A 17930-nucleotide genomic window follows, 5' to 3' on the forward strand; every position below is an offset into this window, starting at 1 on the left:
GATAACTAAAGGTGGGATGATCATGAAAACTAAGGGAGTAACTAATTTATTAGGGGACCCTAAAAAGGCAATAGTTAAAATAGCTACGCCTTTAATGCTTGCAATGTTAATTCAATCATTGTACAATTTAGTAGATACCATATGGGTTGCAGGATTAGGTGACAGCTCACTTGCTGCTGTAGGGGTATTTTTCCCAGTGTTTTTTATGCTATTGGCAATTTCCGGAGGTATGGGTATAGGCACTAGCTCTGCTATTTCCAGGCGTATTGGACAGGAAAACAGAAATAAAGCATCTCAAATAGCAGAACAGGGGATACTAGTATCGCTATTAATAGGTATTTTAGCACTTTTTACAATACCATTTTTAAACATCATATTTTCACTAATGGGCGTTGATGCTGATGTTGTCGGTCTTGCATATGATTACGGAAGTATTATTATTATGGGTGCCATTTTACTTTTCTTTACCGATATGGGTTCCGCAATATTGAGGGGCGAAGGAAATGCTAAAAAACCTATGTATGCCATTATAACAGGTTCTATTATTAACATAATACTTGATCCTATCTTTATATACATTTTAGGGTTTGGGATTAAGGGTGCTGCAATAGCCACCATAATTTCTATGTCAATCACGAGTATAATGTTTGCATATTGGTTGCTCATTAAACAAAATAATTATATAAATATAAAATTCTCAAAAGAAAACTTAAAATTAAATTATGAAATAATTAAAGAGATATTTAAAGTAGGGTTACCCTCCTCACTTTCACACGTATCTATGTCATTATCCATGTTTGGAATGAACTATATCCTAGCTCTTGTTGCAGGTACTGCAGGAGTTGCAATATTTTCAATAGGTTGGAAAATATCTTCTATGGGGGTTATTCCACTTCAAGGGATTGGGGGTAGTCTTGTAGCAGTTACGGGTGCTGCGTATGGTGCTTGTAAACCTGAAAAAATTGAAGAAGCCTATAAATATGCGATAAAATTTGCCGTATTCATAGAATCCATAGTTGCAATTGTTATATTGGCATTGGCACCTCAAATTACATATTTATTTACCTATTCGGAAGGTTCCGCATATTTGTATGAAGGAACTATACTATTCCTAGAATATATGACTTTATTCTACCCTACAGTTCCATTAGCTATGCTATCTTCTGCATTATTCCAAGGAATTGGTAAAGGTACTACATCACTTATTATGACTACCTTTAGAGCATTATTTATGCAGTTGTTAGCCTCTTACGTATTCGGATGCGTATTGGGATATGGATTAGAAGGTGTTTGGATGGGTATAATCGTTGGAAATCTAATATCTGTTATAATAATATTTGCAGTTGGACTTAATACCATAAAGAAATTAAAAAATATATTACATAAAGAAGAAGAAATTGAATTTTAATATATTAATATATAAATATATAAATATAAAATTTTCAAGTAAAAATAACATTCTAAAATATCAATACTATTACTTTTTTATATTTCTAAGAAATTTACTATAATATTGGAGTATAAATTTAACAATAGTAATATAAGAATTGAAATTAGAAAATATAAAAAACTAATTAATTAAAAAAGGGGGAAAGTATGGAAACACAAGGCGTAACTAATTTACTAGGGGACCCCAAAAAAGCGATTCTTAAGATATCTACACCTTTGATAGTTGCTATGTTAATTCAGACACTATACAACCTAGTAGATACAATATGGGTTGCAGGTCTAGGTGACAGCTCACTTGCTGCTGTAGGGGTATTTTTCCCATTCTTCTTTATACTGATGGCTGTATCCAATGGTGTAGGAGTGGGTGCTAGTTCTGCCATATCAAGGCGTATTGGTCAAAATAATCGAGAAAAAGCGTCGGTAATAGCCGAACAAAGTATAATATTATCATTTATAATTGGCATATTAGTAATAGTTACCATACCGTTCTTAAAAGCGATGTTCTTAGGGCTAGGATTTGAAGAGGATGTCTCAAATCTTGCTTATGATTACGGTAGCATTATGATTTTAGGTTCTGTAATATTATTCTTCACTAATATGGGTTCTTCAATACTTAGGGGGGAAGGAAACACTAAAAAACCTATGTACGCGATAGTTATAGGTTCCATCATAAATATAATACTTGATCCTATCTTTATATATGTATTAGGCTGGGGAATTAAAGGTGCTGCAATTGCAACGGTTATTTCAATGTTAGTTACTGCTTTGTTATTTGCATATTGGATATTTATTAGTAAAAACAATTATGTAAACATGAAATTCTCAAAAGATCGATTAATACCCGAATATTCAGTATATAAAGAAATATTTAAAGTCGGAATACCTGCGTCACTTGCTCAAATTTCGATGTCACTATCAATGTTTGCCATGAATTATATTATTGCAATTGTGGGAGGTACTGCAGGGATTGCAATATATTCCACAGGCTGGAGAATAGTATCTTTGGGAGTTATTCCACTTCATGCTATTGCTGCGGGTGTTGTAGCAGTTGCGGGTGCTGCATATGGTGCTTGTAAACCTGAAAAAATTGAAGAAGCCTATAAATATGCTATAAAATTTGCAGTAGTTTGTGAAACAGTTGTGGCAGTTGTAATATTACTATTAACGCCTCAAATTGCGTATTTATTCACCTATTCGGAAGGTTCTGCGCATTTATACGACGGAATAGTATCATTTATGAAATATATGTTCTTATTCTACCCCGTTGTTCCGTTAGGTATGTTAACGTCTGCAATGTTCCAGGGAATAAACAAAGCACGTTATTCACTAATATTAACCATATTTAGAGCCATTGTAATGCAGTTGATAGCTGCGTACGTATTTGCATTCGTATTAGGTTATGGATTAGAAGGTATATGGATGGGAATAATTGCTGGAAACGGAGTATCTGTAGTAATAATGTACCTTATAGGAATTCGTGTAATAAATAAATTAAAAGATACATTGACTAAAAAGAGCGTTGAATTTTAATAAATACTAAATTTACAAAATACTTTTTTTAATAATTTTTAATAATTTTTAATAATTTTTTATTAAGTTTTTATCAATTTTTTAGAAATATTAAAAATAGAATAGTAAAATAAGATAATAAATTGGTACTATATCTTAATCCAATATGGATAGAAGATTAAATTATATAAATTATAATTATAATCCTTTTGCTCTATCTAAAACGATATCAATAACTCTATCATCTGCACCCATTGGCTTTCTGTAGATTATTTCAACGTCTTCTGGAATATCCATAGGGTCGCCATGGCTGTGTGCATGTCCGTGAGCATGAGCGTGTGAATGGTCGTGACCGTGTTCATGGCTGTGTGCATGACAGTCGCAGTTTTCATCGTGGCATTCTTCTTTTAAAAGACCTAATATTGTAGGGATATCTCTTTCAGTGTGGTTTCCTGGTGCTAAAAATACAGGTGTTACAACGATTTTTTTGTAGCCCATGTCTATAACTTTTTGAATTGCTTCTGGAATTGTTGGGTGGTTAAATTCCATCATACCAACTTCTACAACTTCATATTGTCCTTTTGCTCTAATTTTATCAGCAACTTCCGTAACTGTTTGTTTGGAGTAAGGGAGTTTACTACCGTGACCAACCAAAACTAATGCTTCCATAGTTAAAACCTCATACTAAGTTAATGGCAACACTATTTTACATATTAAAATTCAAAATAGTATTACGATATTGTATATTTTATATTTTTAGTATTATTTTTATTAATATTTTTAATACTGTATTTTTAAGTAGCTATTATATATTATAAATCTTTCTATCTACTTCAAAACATAAAAATATATTAAACATTTCTTTAATAAATATCTTACTTATTTGAATTAAAAGACAATAATACTTAAAATTATAAAAAACGATATTAGAATAAAAATAAAAATAAAAAAATAGGAAAAAGCTATTAACATAATCTAATTATGCTTTTACTTCTTCAGTTTGAGCTTCTTCTTCGCCGTATATTTTGTGTGAAATTTCTCTTAAGGTTTCAACACCTTTTGCTTCTGTTTTTAACAATTCTAATTGAGCTAAAACTTTACTACCGAATTTCTCTTCAATCATTGCTAATCTGGTTTCTTGTAATCCTCTTCTTGCTTTACAGAAGCTACATTCAACATCTGCAGGGATTACTTGGTTTACAACAACTGCGTCAACAGGTATTTTGTACTTATCGAGTGATTTCATTGCTCTTTCGCTTTCTAAAATACTCATTTCTTCAGGGATTACTACTAATCTGAATGAAGTTCTATCAGGGTCTGCCATGATTTTTCTTGCTTTTGTAATTTTTGCTTTCATTACTTCCATTTCTTCTAAAGCTTTATCATAGTCGACATCTTCGTTATCGCCACCGAAAGGCATGAATTTTTTCATCATTTTCATCATGCCACTCATTTGCTTTTTAAACTTAATCATTTTTGTCATGTATTTGTCCATGATTTCTGGTAAGCCTAAGAATCTTAATGTGTGACCTGTTGGTGCTGTATCGAATACAACTACATCAAATTCATTTCCATCCATATATTTTAAAAATACATCAAATGCTGCACTTTCGTCAGTACCTGGTGCTAAAGAAGCCATTTCTAATTGCTCTTCTAACATTCCACCCATCATTGGGTTTTCGTCCATTTGGTTTTTTAACTTGTCTTTGTATTGTTCCATTGCTGCTTCAGGGTCAATCTCTACAACGTATAAATTATCGAATCCGTTTACTTTTGTAGGTTCGTGACCAAATTGTTGTTCAAAACTGTCTTTTAATGAGTGTGCAGGGTCTGTTGATACAATTACAGTCTTTAAACCTTGTTCAGCACAGTAAATACCTGTTGCTGCACTCATTGTGGTCTTACCAACACCACCTTTTCCACCGAACATGATGTATTTTGTTGTCCCATCTTCTTTATCTAATTTTTTTGAGGTAATTCCTTTTAAAGAATTTTTTATTTTGGAGAATACCAAATTATCACCTTTTAGTGTCATAAATATAATAATGATAATAACAATAACAATAATTGTTAATAAGAGATTTAGAATTACGTAGTGTAAATTTATAATTTTATAATGTTTATTGTAATGTTTAAATAATTATCGATTAGTAGTCAGTAGTAATTGAGTATAATAAGTTAATATTATTTGCAAATTCTATAAGTTATTTATGTTTAAACTATTTATACTCATTGATTTAGTTAAAATAAAAATTTTTGATTAGATTTGTTAAATAAGGTAAATTAAGTAAGTTAAATATTATTTTATGAATTTTCTTTAGTACAATATTCTTTTAATTTGCGTATAACTTCTTCTTTATCCACCATGGTACATACACAACCATCTTTAAGTAATAAAACACCTTGAACCGGTATTCCTAACTTAGACACTCCATTCATACCCATAAATAAATCTATATGGCAAGCAACTGCAAATATACCATCAGGCTTACATTCTCTAAGCAAACGTTTCATAAATGTAGAACCTGGCACAATATACGTAGCCATATAACCGCACTCTTCGCCTGCTTTTATTAAATCCCCCAAAGGACATTTTTTACAGTGTATACATTTAATACCATCCTTTCCAAGCTTTGCCGGGCAATCTAAATCCCTTAAGCAATGTGGTAATATCAAAACTTTCCTTTTTGATTTTAAGAATTTTTTGCGGTAGTATTTATTATAAAAATCTATTGCTACATTATAAAAACTATATTCTGTACCTATCCATAAGAAAAATTTTAAAAGTATTGGGTAATAATTATTTAGTATATATAATGAAACTCTAGGTAATAGTATAATTCCCCTTTTCATCAACACATAACCTAGAAAAATTGATAAAGTAAGTATAGTACTAACGACAAATAATATAATTAATGATACAATACCTAATGATTGAATTCCAAATCCTAATATATCCATGTTATCACGGTGATTTTATGAGTGTAAATATATATATTGACCATAATTTTTATGATAATAACGCCTACGGCTATGAAAGTCATTCTGATAATAATAAATCAGACGAATGTTGTGTAGATGACTCTTATAATCCTAATTCGCAGGTATCTTCAGAAACCGACTTATTAAATAAAAATCCTAATGAGTTAGTATATATAACCAACCCCGGAGATTTAACTAAGTTAGACCATGTTTCACAGTATGCACCGCTCCGCGGAGATAATAAAATAGATTACTCCAACTATTGTGCAATTGTAATCGACGTATTAAGAGCCTCCACAACAATATCTACATTATTAGAATTATACGATAAAGTATATATAACAGATAGTATCGAAAAAACTATGAATTTTCCAAATTCTATCAAAATGGGCGAGAGAAACGGCATTAAAATAGACGAATTTGATTATGGAAATTCGCCTGTAGAAATATTAAAAGATAAAAATAAAATTACCGAATTTACAAAAAATGGGGGTAATTTAGTACTTACCACAACAAATGGTACCCGAGTTTTGAATAGTATAATTTCAGATGACATTTATATGGGTTCAATAAATAATGCCGAAGCAGTTGCAAAAGAAGTATACAATACTGCAGTTGAAAAAGACAAAGACATCGTGCTGATTCCGTGCCATAGGTGTGGTGATTTTGCAATAGAGGATTACATAGGTGCTGCGTTAATTGTAGAACATATATTGAAAATTCCTGGAAACAAAATAACGAAACAATTGGAACAATTAATTCCACTTAGAAGTACCATAAAATTCGACTGGAAAAATACGATATTAAATTCAAAATCTGGCCAAGGTTTGAGAGCTAAAGGATATCCTTATGATGTATTATACTCTGTTCAAGAAAATATATACGATAATGTCGGCAAATATAACCAAAAAGAGAATTATGTTTACAAAATATAATTAATGGATTATATCCTAATTTATTATTTTTATATCTTTATTTTTATATCTTTATTTCTATATCTTTATTTTTATATCTTTATTTTTATATCTTTATTTTTATATCGTTATATTTTTATTTTTACCCATATTGATTATTATATTCACTATTTTATTTATCATGAATTATCACAATATATAGAAATTAATAAATATTTAAACTTATGATTTTATATTACAACTTAATTATTTTTACAAATATAATAACATTTAACTTATAATACATTGATTAATACAAAATTAAGTACATCATAAACATATAGTATGAGATTATATTTAGTAGATGTATTATTCAAGATTAAACATAATTTCTAAATCGTTTCAATAATCTAATTAATTAAAAACTAATTAAAATTACGCAATTACAAAAATATCAAAAATAGTTAAAATTTACCGAAAAAGAGAGATAAAATGTTATACATATTAGCAATTTTATTATACATTGCAATGATTGGATTTGTTGCATACATTAGTAAAAACAAAATAAAAGGATTTTCTGACTTTTTCCTTGGCGGTCGTTCCGTTAATCCCTGGATGTCTGCATTTTCATACGGTACTGCATACTTTTCAGCGGTTTTATTCATTGGATACGCTGGAAAAATTGGATGGGGCTTTGGTATGTCCACCCTATGGATTGTATTAGGTAACGCATTATTAGGTTGTTACTTAGCTTGGGGTGTTTTAGGTAAAAAAACAAGAGAAATGACTCAAAGGCTCAATATATCAACCATGCCCGAGTTTTTAGAAATTAGATATAATAATAAAAAATTAAAGGCCGTTACATCGTTTATAATATTTTTATTTTTAGTACCATATTCTGCTTCTGTTTATAAAGGTTTGGGGTATTTATTTGAACAAATATTCGGTATTCCAACAATATATGTGTTATTATTAATGACTACACTTACAGGATTATATTTATACTTTGGAGGGTTCGTTGCTGCTACTTTAGCGGACTTTATACAAGGTATTATCATGTTAATAGGCGTAGCATTGATGTTATTCTTTGTAGTTGGCACTTCAACAGTTGGTGGAATAGATAATGTGATTCCTGCATTATATTCCATAAGTCCACAATTAGTAGACCCTATTGGACCTCCTGGGTTTATACCATTGATTTCATTAGTAATCCTTACAAGTTTGGGTACTTGGGGTTTACCTCAAATGATACATAAATTCTATACTATTAAAGATGAAAAATCCGTAGTATGTGCTAAATGGGTATCCACATTCTTCGCATTAATTATTAGCTTTGGAGCATACTTTATGGGTGTTTTAGGTAGATTATTCTTCCCTACTGCCCCACCAACATATATGGGATTACCAAATTTCGATATGATTATACCTACAATGGTAGATACGGCATTACCTAATTGGGTAGCTGCAATAATATTAGTATTGGTTCTTTCAGCATCAATGTCTACTTTAGCGTCTTTAGTTCTTGCTTCAAGTTCCGCTGTAGTCGTAGATTTCTTAAAAGAAATGAAACCAAACATTACAGGTACTGAATTAATGAAAACTATGAGAATAGTTTGCCTTATGTTTGTAATCTTATCATTTATATTGGCAATATTCCCTACGCCAATTATATCATTGGCTGCCCTATCTTGGGGTTTAGTATCTGGATGTTTACTTGCACCATATGCCCTTGGTCTTTATTGGAGAGGAACAACCGTACAAGGAGTATGGGCGGGTATTATAACAGCATTAGTTGTTATGTTAGGTGGTTCTGCTGTTGTAGGATTAGGCAGTTCGTTAATACCTACATTAAGTGCTATATCTATAGTATTACCTATCTTTGTAGTTTATTTCGTTAGTTTATTTACTAAAAAGATGGATAAAAGATATCTTGACTACATATACGATACAGGATTTAACTCGGAAAATAAAAACAATGATAGTGGAAATGAAAATGATTTTAATTCGGAAAATCATGAAATACCTGAAAAAGTAAATATTAGATATAAAAAAATAGATAATAAGGAATAAGAAGAAATAATTAAATACTGAAAAACGAAAAACGAAAATAATATAAAATTAATTCTAGATTAATAGATATAGTTAAAATAATTGAATAATTTAGCATAATTGAGGAGATTATATGTCTGAAATTAAAATATGGGATGAAGTGGAAAAATTAGATAGAGAAGGAATAAAGAAAATACAGATTTCTAAATTAAAAGAAACTGTAAAAAGAGCTTATGAAAATGTTCCACTTTATAAAGAAAAATTCGATAAAATTGGACTTAAACCTGAAGATATACAAACATTGGACGATTTAAAAAAGATTCCCTTTACTGAAAAAGATGATTTCAGGCAAAATTATCCTTTTAGAATGTTTGCAGTGCCTAAAAAAGAAATTGTTAGAATTCACGCATCCTCTGGAACCACAGGTAAACCTACAGTAGTTGGATATACAAGAAAAGATATGAACACTTGGACCGATTTAGTTGCTAGAATGATTACTCAAGCCGGCGTAACTGACGAAGATACTGTTCAGATTGCTTTTGGTTACGGTCTTTTTACAGGTGGATTTGGTTTGCATTATGGCATGGAAAGAGTAGGCGCTTCAGTTATACCAATGTCAAGCGGAAACACCAAAAAACAAATTATGATTATGAAAGACTTCGGAACAACCGTATTGGTAAGTACTCCATCTTACGCTTTGCACATGGCAGAAGTTGCTGAAGAAATGGGAATCGACCCTAAAAAAGATCTAAACATTAAATTTGGGTTATTTGGTGGAGAAGGTTGTTCAGAAGATGCTAGGCGCGAAATAGAAAAAAAATGGGGATTATTAGCTACTGAAAATTACGGTATGAGCGAATTAATTGGTCCGGGCGTTGCTGGAGAATGTGTTTACCAATGTGGTATGCACATTGCTGAAGACCACTTTATACCTGAAATTATCAATCCTGAAACTGGCGAAGTACTACCTGAGGGAGAAACTGGTGAATTGGTTGTAACAAGTTTATCAAAAGAAGCTCTTCCAGTATTAAGATACAGAACCAAAGATATCACAAGTTTAACATCTGAAACTTGTAAATGCGGTAGAAAAAGCGTTAGAATGTCTAAAATTAAAGGAAGAACTGATGATATGATGGTAATTAGAGGAGTAAATGTATTCCCATCACAAATTGAAACAGTTTTATCCGATGTAAAAGAGATAGGACCGCATTATGAAATCATTGTGACTACAAAAGGTCACCTTGACCAGATTTCAATTAATGTGGAACTTTCAGACAGCAATCTTCTTGAAAGCTACGGTTGTTTGGAAAAACTCAGTAAATCTATCGAACATAAGCTTAAAACAGTTCTTGGATTAGGAATTAAGGTAAATCTTGTAAACCCTAAAACACTTGAGAGATTTGAAGGTAAAGCTAAAAGAATCAAAGATTTAAGAAATATAAAAGAATAATATGTTATTTATTCTACATATAATCTATTTTTTACTTATATAATATCGTTTAATTAATTTTTTATGTTAAAAATTTTAAAAAGAGATATTTATTTTTATTATTTATTTTACTATATTATTATTTTATTAGTCTATTAGTTTATTTTATAATTATTTTATTAATCATTTTGTCTTAACTTTGCCAATAATCGCAATATTTCCAAGTAAACCCATACAACAGTTACTAAAATTCCAAATGCTCCATACCATTCCATATGCTTTGGAAGTCCGTATTCTGCACCTTTTTCAATGAAATCAAAGTCCAATAGTAAGTTTAACGAAGCTACCCCGATTACAAGTAAGCTAAATCCTATACCTATTAACCCACCTTCGTAAATAAATGGCGCGTATATTCCAAAGAAGCTTAATATGAAAGTTAATAAGTACAATAACGCAATACCGCCGGTTGCTATTAATAAACCTGTTTTAAATTTTTCAGTTACTTTTATTATTTTAAATTTATAAACAAATATCATTGTTAATAATACTCCAAAGGTTCCAAAACTTGCTTGAAAAGCTATTCCTGGGTACATTGTTTCAAATACTGCTGAAATAAATCCCATTGCTAAACCTTCGCATATTGCATACACTGGTGAAAGAATTGGAGCTGTCGTATTTTTAAAAGATATGATTAAAGCTAAAATAAAGCCTACAATAATTCCGCCCATGCCCAACAAACCTGCAAAGCCAGGTTGTGACGCGTATAATGTCCAAGAAATTACTGCAGAACCTATTAAAAATATCGTTAATATAAATATTTTGTTTATTGAACCGTTTATTGTCATTTGCTCGGTTATAGGTATACTTGAAGTACTACTTGCAAGTTGTCTGTAACGTTCCATTGCTTGAGCTCCGAAAACTGGATTAGAACTTTTCATGTGTTCACCTTTAAATTAATTTGATGTAAATTTTATAAATTAGATGATTGTTAGATAATATTTAGATTAGATTTTAAAATAATAAATTTATAAATTTATGTATCTATAGTATGTAAACTTAAATATATAAATTGTTCTAAATAATATATTATATAAATATGTGGTCGATAAATATAAATATTTAAATTATATGATTAACGAAAGGTTTATATAGTAAGTAGTAATATGTATAGTTGCAACTAATGAAATGGAAATAATGAATTAGAATGCAAAAGTAAATATGTAGTGAGCAGGGATCGCCGAGCCTGGTCAAAGGCGCTGGACTTAAGATCCAGTCTCGTAGGAGTTCGAGGGTTCAAATCCCTTTCCCTGCACTAACTGATTTAGGAGTTTGATATTAAGTTATCAAGCTCCTTTTTCTATTTATGGAGTAATTTTTTAGGTATTGTACCATACCTATAGGACTGGATTTAATCCAGTAAGTAAATAGGTACAAATTCAGTTCAATAAAATTGAGACTTTGTTGTAAATGAATACTCATTTAGATAATATTCTCAAAAAAATTGAGTAAGTAATGGATAGTTTGCTTTTTTAGTATTGTTTATAATATTAGTTTATTTTAATGTATAAATATATTTGTCTATTGACGTATAGATATTAGTTAAATGCATTATTTTTGTTAAAAATGTATCGTTTTATTTAAGTATATGGATATAGTTTAAAAAAAAGAATTTTAAGATTTATTCACTAATGAAGAACCCTTTTCGAGGTTCGAACAAATCACCAATATTCTTTAACTTCTTGATGACTTGTTCATATGCTTCTATTGGATACTTTAAAACTTCAGTAACATATTCCAACAACTCCGTTGTTGAGATTCCACCTTTAGCTTTATTGATGATTGCTTTATCCAAATCTATTTTAATATTATCATTAAATACTTTTACAAAACTATTCAATAGGTTATCAATCCCAAATACTTGGATAGTTGCATTTTCTCGTTTTGTTTTTAACTCTGATGAGTTATAACTATAGATTGATGATAATATATTCTTTATTTCCTCAAATTTAAGTTTAATACCTAAATCTCTTTTAACGATGTTAATGATGCTTTTGATGTTTATTTTTTTATTGTTTAATTTATTGCCTAACTTGAATATCTTAATCAATACTTTTGACTCAAATATTCGTTTATAGCCTTTAACATCCTTTATATTATTTTTAAGTCCTTTAACAATATTATATGCAATGTTTATTCTTTTATTAATTGAACCCCATTTGGCAGGTGCACAACTTGAAACCGCTTCAGCAATTTCTTCAGTACTTGCATCTTTACCCATCAATAATTTTGAGAGTTCAGGGTATTCATTATGTAGTTTTAAGTAGCTAATTACACGCTTGCATATTTTTATGTGCTTCATAACGAGGTATTTCTCGGTTTCGGTAAACATATCATATTTATGATGTAATAAGGCGCTGTCTACAGCTTCAAAGTTATCATTTATTATTTCTACAACTTTTAAAACTTCAAATTGGTTTAATTCTTTTACGAATTTTCTTGTTTCAATAATGTCTGAAACATCTGTTCCTTCAATATCCAAATGAGGAATTATTTTCCATTCTGAATTGGTTGTTGCTTCAAAGTAAGTTTTTAATAAACTTGAATCTGCTACAATTTGTCTTTCTAATTTTCTGTTGACAAGACTCGCTATTTTAGATTCATCAACGATATACTTACCATCTTTCCACTTTAAAACTTGCAATTGATTTATCATATTTGTATATTTAAATTCCATATCTTTATTCATTAATTCGCCGTTGTATTCAGTCATTAAATATTCATTGAATAATGATAAATCTTCTTTTGCAACCTCCAACATTTTATTATATTTTAATATATTATGCTGGTGACCTGCTTGTGAATATATGATACAAGTATTACCGCCGTTTCTAACTCTTGCTAAAAACTGTCTCATTATAGTAGCGGATGAAGTTTTAAGTACTGCAACGATGTCAACTTTATCTTTAATGTTCATTTGAACTGATTCTTCTTGTTCGGAACCATTTTTAATATTAATTCCTTCAGCAATGACTCTTGTTGCTAATATTAAACCGTCAGGAATTCTTTCTTGTTTTATAATCATTTGTGCAGCTTCATCGGTTTCAACTGATTCTCTTGTAATTTCATAAATTGGTGAATTAAAATTATAAATATTTAATAATTCTTTAATCACTTCAATCTCTTTTTTAGAGTCGACTAACACCAATGACTTTTTACAATCTCTATTGAATGCCGTTGTGATGTATTTACAGAAATTAATAACATTATAATTTGCCAAATGTCCAATATCAGATTCAACAACGTATGTATTTTTAAAATATTGTTTATTATCATTGAATTCAGCTTTTACAATTTTTCTATTCTGAAGGTTTACAAGTTCAGGCGTTGCAGTTAAATATACTGAAGCATGAACTTTTTCAGAATAATTTTCTATTTTATTAATTTCGTCTCTTCTAAGGTCCTTTTGAAGTATCATATTGTGAGATTCGTCAACGATTAATATTACATCGTCATCGTCTCTTATTTGCACTCTTTCGTATGTTCCTTTGCTGGTTTTCTCAAATTTGATACTTTCAAACTTGATATCGTCCATGATGTTAAATAATTGGTTGTAGGTTCCTATAATCAATCTTGTATCATTTGCGGTTCTATGCTTTGCCTTACTGCCTTCATAGTATGCTGGAACTCTAATTCCTTTATTTAGTAAATTGCTTTGTGTTTGCTTCACTTGGGTTCTGTAAGGGAACAATAACACTATTGTTTTATCTTTATAATCATTGGTAAGTTTATCAATGTTATTTGTGATATTGTAGGTTTTTCCTCGCCCTGTTTCAGCTTGTAAGATTACACTTTGTTTTGTTTGTATTGAATTATTCACTGCAGTTTGCAAAACGTCATATGAAAGGTATTTGTTACACTTTATTGTACTTGCTTCTTTATTTTTATTTAATAATTCAATTAAATATTCCTCTGCAGATACGTAATCGCTTAAGTTGTTTGAAATTCCTTTTGATTTTATAAATTCTAAAATTTTATCTTTGAAACCGCCCCATAAGTATGCTACAATGTTGGTTCTTAAACTGTTATTGTGCCAGTCAACCGCTACGGCATTATGAGCTTGGTTCGGGTATATTGTACAGTCAGGGTTGTTTCCATCGTTGTAGTATATCGAATATATACTGATATATTTACCATTTGATTTATAACCAATTTTTAAATAATCAAATAATTCAATTATCCAATCTTTGTTATATTTTTCAGTGAGCTTTGTTTGAATAAATTTTGTAAATTTATATTCTTTTTTAGATAAAGATTTAAAATCTTTTATTTTAATATTAGCTTTTTTTAATTTATTAATTAATTCAAATGACTCGGTTGTCTCGTTGGATTCCTTTACGGTTGATATATATTCTTTATTTTCGATTCCAAATTTAAATATAAATACTTCAGGAGTAATTGGAACTAAACTATTTTTTATAAATAAAATTTTACAGTTCCTTTCAGTTCCGTATTTTTCTTTTCTGTTTTTGGTTCCAGGTAATCTGTCAACTCTTGCTATATCGTACATTGCAGAGTCTGCACCGTTTCCTATTTCTTCAGCAATTTTTGAGAAGATTGGAAGTTCTAATCTTGATATAGGTCTGTCTATGTAGTAGATAAATCTTAAACCGCCACCTGTAAAAACTATTAAATGCGGTTTTGTATAGTCATCAGGCAACATATTAAAGATATCTTTTATTTTTTGGTTCATTTCTTCCTTTGTTGGTTCTTTGTGTTTCCATTCATCGATATCAAAATCAATTGGAATGTATGACCAAGCGGTTGATGATTTAGAAGTACCTTTCTTTTCTTGTCTTGGAGCAATGCCTATTGACACGGTTGTTATTCTTGCTCTTGCTCCTATTCGTTGTTTTATTTGTTGTTCTTTTTCGTAAATTTTGTTTGAAATGGTTTCGGCAGTATTTGCGATGTTAATACTGCTGTTAAAATCTGGGATTTCTATAAATTCGGAGTACGCCCAAGAATTTCTATTATTTGGCTTTTGATATTGCTTATCTAATTCTACCAAATATCTTACTTCAAAAAAGTTCATATTCTTTGCAGATTTGGTTAAATCTTTTTTAAGTTCTTTGATTGAACCGTCAGCTACGCCCAATACTATTTTACTTCTAAAATTAGCAATTGAAGTTAATAATACGCCGATATGGTTAACTAATTGCTTCTTATCAGTTTTTTTGTATTGTTTATAGTTTTTCATAGTACCAAATCTTTTATTTTATTTTTTTTATTAGTTTATTATTTTTTTTAGTTTTATTTTTTAAATTTAAGTTAGTCATCTTCCTTTAATTTCCCTATTAAGTGCATTGACCGAATAACTCCAGGTTTTTCGTAAATTTTCTTATTTTTATTATGATATTTTTTGAATATTTTATCGCATTCGATATGAAATTTAATATTATTAATTAATCCTTTTTCAGGTATTGAATAGTAAAGTTCTTCTAAAACGTCAATAGGTAGCTCATCGTAAATATTACCTTCACGAAATCCTAAAAAATCTTTCTTTACTTTTTTCTTCGGTTTTAATTTATTAATTATTAATTTTTTAAAAATTCTTTTAAGAACCCATAGCAAAGTTATTTTTTCAGATTTTTCCATATTTTCACCATTTTATTAATTTTATAAATTCTTTTTAATGGTGTTCAATAATATGTTTGTTCTTTCTTTGCTGTGTGCATAGAATAGTGTTGTCTCAATACTACTATGTCCTAAGTATTCTTTAACAACTTCAATCGGAACACCCTTATTTAATAGTTCCACGGCTCTCCCGTGTCTTAAGGAATGAACTACTACCCTTCTATTCTTGGGGATTTTGCCCTGCTCTTTTAGCTTGACTACTGCGTTCCTATATACTTGGCTTAACCAACCTCTTCTTACAGGTCCGCCCCTTATACTTTGGAATATAGGGTCGCTGTTGCCAGTGTTAACGTTATATTTAACGTATTCCTTTAAAGCGTTCAATGTGTCACTTGAACATACTACAAAACGCTCATTACTGGATTTAGTATTTCTAATTCTAAATTTGGCTTCTTTAAAGTCACAGTCTTCGTAAGTGATTCCGATTACTTCGGAAACTCTGCAACCTGTGTCCCATAACATTCTAATCATTAAAGCATCTCTTAAATTTGACCTACTGCGGTGCTGTAAGATTGCTTTTAAAATTTCATTTAATATTTTTGAATCAATTGAATCATAGTGCTTTACTTCAAATTTACTGAATCGTCTTCGCTCTTTGCATTCTGTTTCAAATTCTTTGAAGTTGTGTAATCTTAAAACCCTGTAAAATACTTTTAAAAGCTTAAAGTATTGAATTACTGAATTTCCTAACTTTCGTTCATTTTCCAAATAATTAAAAAATTTGGTAAACTCTGACCTATTCAATGTGTCAGGTTCTTTGTCTAATTTTTTACAGTATGCTAAGAAGACTTTGAGTCTTGAAATATCACTTTTAATCGTGTTTTCTTTTATTCGGTCGAATTCTCGTTCTTCTCTAAATTGTGCTATCCATTTGTTTTCGTCTGTAATCTCTGTTTTGCTTCTGCCAGTGTTTACGAGAATTAAATCTTTCATATTAGCATTCATATTCTTCCTCTTGGAATATTATGCAATTTAATAGAAAATTTGCCCCTATTCCGTACTTGGAAACTATTTCATTCTCTTTATCGGATAATGTTAATAATTTTTTAGTTTTTAAGTTTCTATTTTTTATTTCTGCGATTGTTTCGGGGGCTATGTTTCCACAATTTTCCATTTTATGCACGTAATATCTTAACTCACGTGCTCCGATGTTTTTGTATAAATTGAAGTATCTTCTCATCAAACCACCTAAGATTTAAAAAATTAAATTTTATCCTATTTCACTACCCTATTTATCAAGTGTAATTTTTTATCTGCTTTAACGAGTACATTGCTATGTGAAACAATAATGTCAAATATATTAACCTCTTTTTTTGAGTACTGATCAAATATTTCTCTTTTTATTGTTCCAATAACACTTTCTTGGAATTCTTTATAATCTTCATTATCTTCTAAATTTAAATAATCCATAAATTCCTGTTCTGATTTTGTATACCCTATTTCAGTATCTATAATCATACTATACCTCAATACTATAACCTAAATTTATTAGGTCATCTTTTAATCTATTAAGCTCGTTTTCGTCTTCTAAAACTATAGCAATACCTAATTTACCTAAGTACTTACGAGATACGCCGATTTCAGCCCCGTTGCCTCTTGGTTTTATTAGCCGTTCTTTTGTGATTATCATTATTTATCCTCTTTTAAACTTCGGTATTCTTCTTCGTCGCCGATTACTTGAACGATTACTTTTTTACCGATGTACCTTGCAGGTATGGCAGGTTGGACCCTTCCAGACTGCCCCAAAGGTTTTATAACTCCTTCTTGTTGGTGAACTATCATCATAATATGTACCACCCTATTGGCTTTTTATTCCTATAATGGAATATAATTAATTTACTATATATACTTTTGGAAATTTTTTCCAGTATTAAAATTTTAATTCCAATATAGTAATTTTTTATCCATTACTTATTTAATAAACA

The 17930-nt window shown here is 29.9% G+C and carries 16 protein-coding genes and 1 tRNA gene; 6 read left to right on the forward strand and 11 right to left on the reverse strand.

Annotated features, from left to right (window positions below):
• The first annotated feature begins 22 nt into the window (after window positions 1-22).
• Together J2127_RS04780 and J2127_RS04785 are read left to right on the forward strand one after the other, a co-directional pair.
• Window positions 23-1408, forward strand: coding sequence for an MATE family efflux transporter (locus J2127_RS04780; RefSeq protein ID WP_209732425.1), 1386 nt, complete (start codon window positions 23-25; stop codon window positions 1406-1408).
• Window positions 1409-1596: 188 nt separating this feature from the next.
• The gene (locus J2127_RS04785) at window positions 1597-2979 is read left to right on the forward strand and encodes an MATE family efflux transporter (protein WP_209732426.1); all 1383 of its coding nucleotides are present in this window, start codon (window positions 1597-1599) and stop codon (window positions 2977-2979) included.
• Between the two features lie 177 nt (window positions 2980-3156).
• On the opposite strand, the gene cfbA is transcribed toward J2127_RS04785, so the two are convergent.
• From cfbA to J2127_RS04800, 3 genes are all read right to left on the reverse strand, one after another.
• Complete coding sequence (cfbA, locus tag J2127_RS04790; protein WP_209732427.1) at window positions 3157-3627, reverse strand: sirohydrochlorin nickelochelatase; 471 nt, start codon at window positions 3625-3627, stop codon at window positions 3157-3159.
• A gap of 310 nt (window positions 3628-3937) precedes the next feature.
• The gene (locus J2127_RS04795) at window positions 3938-4972 is read right to left on the reverse strand and encodes a TRC40/GET3/ArsA family transport-energizing ATPase (protein WP_209732428.1); all 1035 of its coding nucleotides are present in this window, start codon (window positions 4970-4972) and stop codon (window positions 3938-3940) included.
• A 290-nt stretch (window positions 4973-5262) separates the two neighbouring features.
• Window positions 5263-5919 (reverse strand): DUF116 domain-containing protein, encoded by a 657-nt coding sequence (locus J2127_RS04800; protein ID WP_209732429.1) that lies wholly within the window; start codon window positions 5917-5919, stop codon window positions 5263-5265.
• A gap of 17 nt (window positions 5920-5936) precedes the next feature.
• Here J2127_RS04800 and comB point away from each other — a divergent pair, with 17 nt between their 5' ends.
• The 3 genes from comB to J2127_RS04815 all read left to right on the forward strand — a co-directional run bounded on the left by comB (window position 5937) and on the right by J2127_RS04815 (window position 10332).
• Window positions 5937-6875, forward strand: a complete 939-nt coding sequence (gene comB, locus J2127_RS04805) for a 2-phosphosulfolactate phosphatase (protein ID WP_209732430.1) — start codon at window positions 5937-5939, stop codon at window positions 6873-6875.
• A 450-nt stretch (window positions 6876-7325) separates the two neighbouring features.
• Entirely contained in the window at window positions 7326-8903 is a 1578-nt protein-coding gene (locus J2127_RS04810; RefSeq protein ID WP_209732431.1) for a sodium:solute symporter family protein, read from the forward strand.
• Between the two features lie 112 nt (window positions 8904-9015).
• The gene (locus tag J2127_RS04815; protein WP_209732432.1) at window positions 9016-10332 is read left to right on the forward strand and encodes a phenylacetate--CoA ligase family protein; all 1317 of its coding nucleotides are present in this window, start codon (window positions 9016-9018) and stop codon (window positions 10330-10332) included.
• Between the two features lie 158 nt (window positions 10333-10490).
• Here J2127_RS04815 and J2127_RS04820 read toward each other — a convergent pair whose 3' ends face one another.
• Window positions 10491-11249, reverse strand: coding sequence for a Bax inhibitor-1/YccA family protein (locus J2127_RS04820; protein ID WP_209732433.1), 759 nt, complete (start codon window positions 11247-11249; stop codon window positions 10491-10493).
• A gap of 289 nt (window positions 11250-11538) precedes the next feature.
• On the opposite strand from J2127_RS04820, the gene J2127_RS04825 reads away from it, so the two are divergent.
• Window positions 11539-11623: transfer RNA gene (locus J2127_RS04825), tRNA-Leu, on the forward strand.
• A gap of 366 nt (window positions 11624-11989) precedes the next feature.
• On the opposite strand, the gene J2127_RS04830 is transcribed toward J2127_RS04825, so the two are convergent.
• The 7 genes from J2127_RS04830 to J2127_RS04860 all read right to left on the reverse strand — a co-directional run bounded on the left by J2127_RS04830 (window position 11990) and on the right by J2127_RS04860 (window position 17790).
• On the reverse strand, window positions 11990-15568 hold the full coding sequence (locus tag J2127_RS04830) for a DEAD/DEAH box helicase family protein (RefSeq protein ID WP_209732434.1): 3579 nt from the start codon (window positions 15566-15568) through the stop codon (window positions 11990-11992).
• Between the two features lie 71 nt (window positions 15569-15639).
• Window positions 15640-15966 (reverse strand): hypothetical protein, encoded by a 327-nt coding sequence (locus J2127_RS04835; protein WP_209732435.1) that lies wholly within the window; start codon window positions 15964-15966, stop codon window positions 15640-15642.
• Window positions 15967-15987: 21 nt separating this feature from the next.
• Entirely contained in the window at window positions 15988-16950 is a 963-nt protein-coding gene (locus tag J2127_RS04840; RefSeq protein ID WP_209732436.1) for a tyrosine-type recombinase/integrase, read from the reverse strand.
• Window positions 16940-17185, reverse strand: a complete 246-nt coding sequence (locus tag J2127_RS04845; RefSeq protein WP_209732437.1) for a DUF2540 domain-containing protein — start codon at window positions 17183-17185, stop codon at window positions 16940-16942. Before J2127_RS04845 ends, J2127_RS04840 begins: the two co-directional genes overlap by 11 nt.
• 35 nt (window positions 17186-17220) lie before the next feature.
• Window positions 17221-17463 (reverse strand): hypothetical protein, encoded by a 243-nt coding sequence (locus J2127_RS04850; RefSeq protein WP_209732438.1) that lies wholly within the window; start codon window positions 17461-17463, stop codon window positions 17221-17223.
• Between the two features lies 1 nt (window position 17464).
• Window positions 17465-17635: a DUF2080 family transposase-associated protein gene (locus tag J2127_RS04855; RefSeq protein ID WP_209732439.1), complete on the reverse strand. Its 171-nt coding sequence runs from the start codon at window positions 17633-17635 to the stop codon at window positions 17465-17467.
• Window positions 17635-17790, reverse strand: coding sequence for a DUF2080 family transposase-associated protein (locus J2127_RS04860; protein WP_209732440.1), 156 nt, complete (start codon window positions 17788-17790; stop codon window positions 17635-17637). Before J2127_RS04860 ends, J2127_RS04855 begins: the two co-directional genes overlap by 1 nt.
• Between the last annotated feature and the right edge of the window lie 140 nt (window positions 17791-17930).

Source organism: Methanococcus voltae, assembly GCF_017875395.1.
GTDB lineage: Archaea > AGJL01 > Methanococci > Methanococcales > Methanococcaceae > Methanococcus > Methanococcus voltae_C.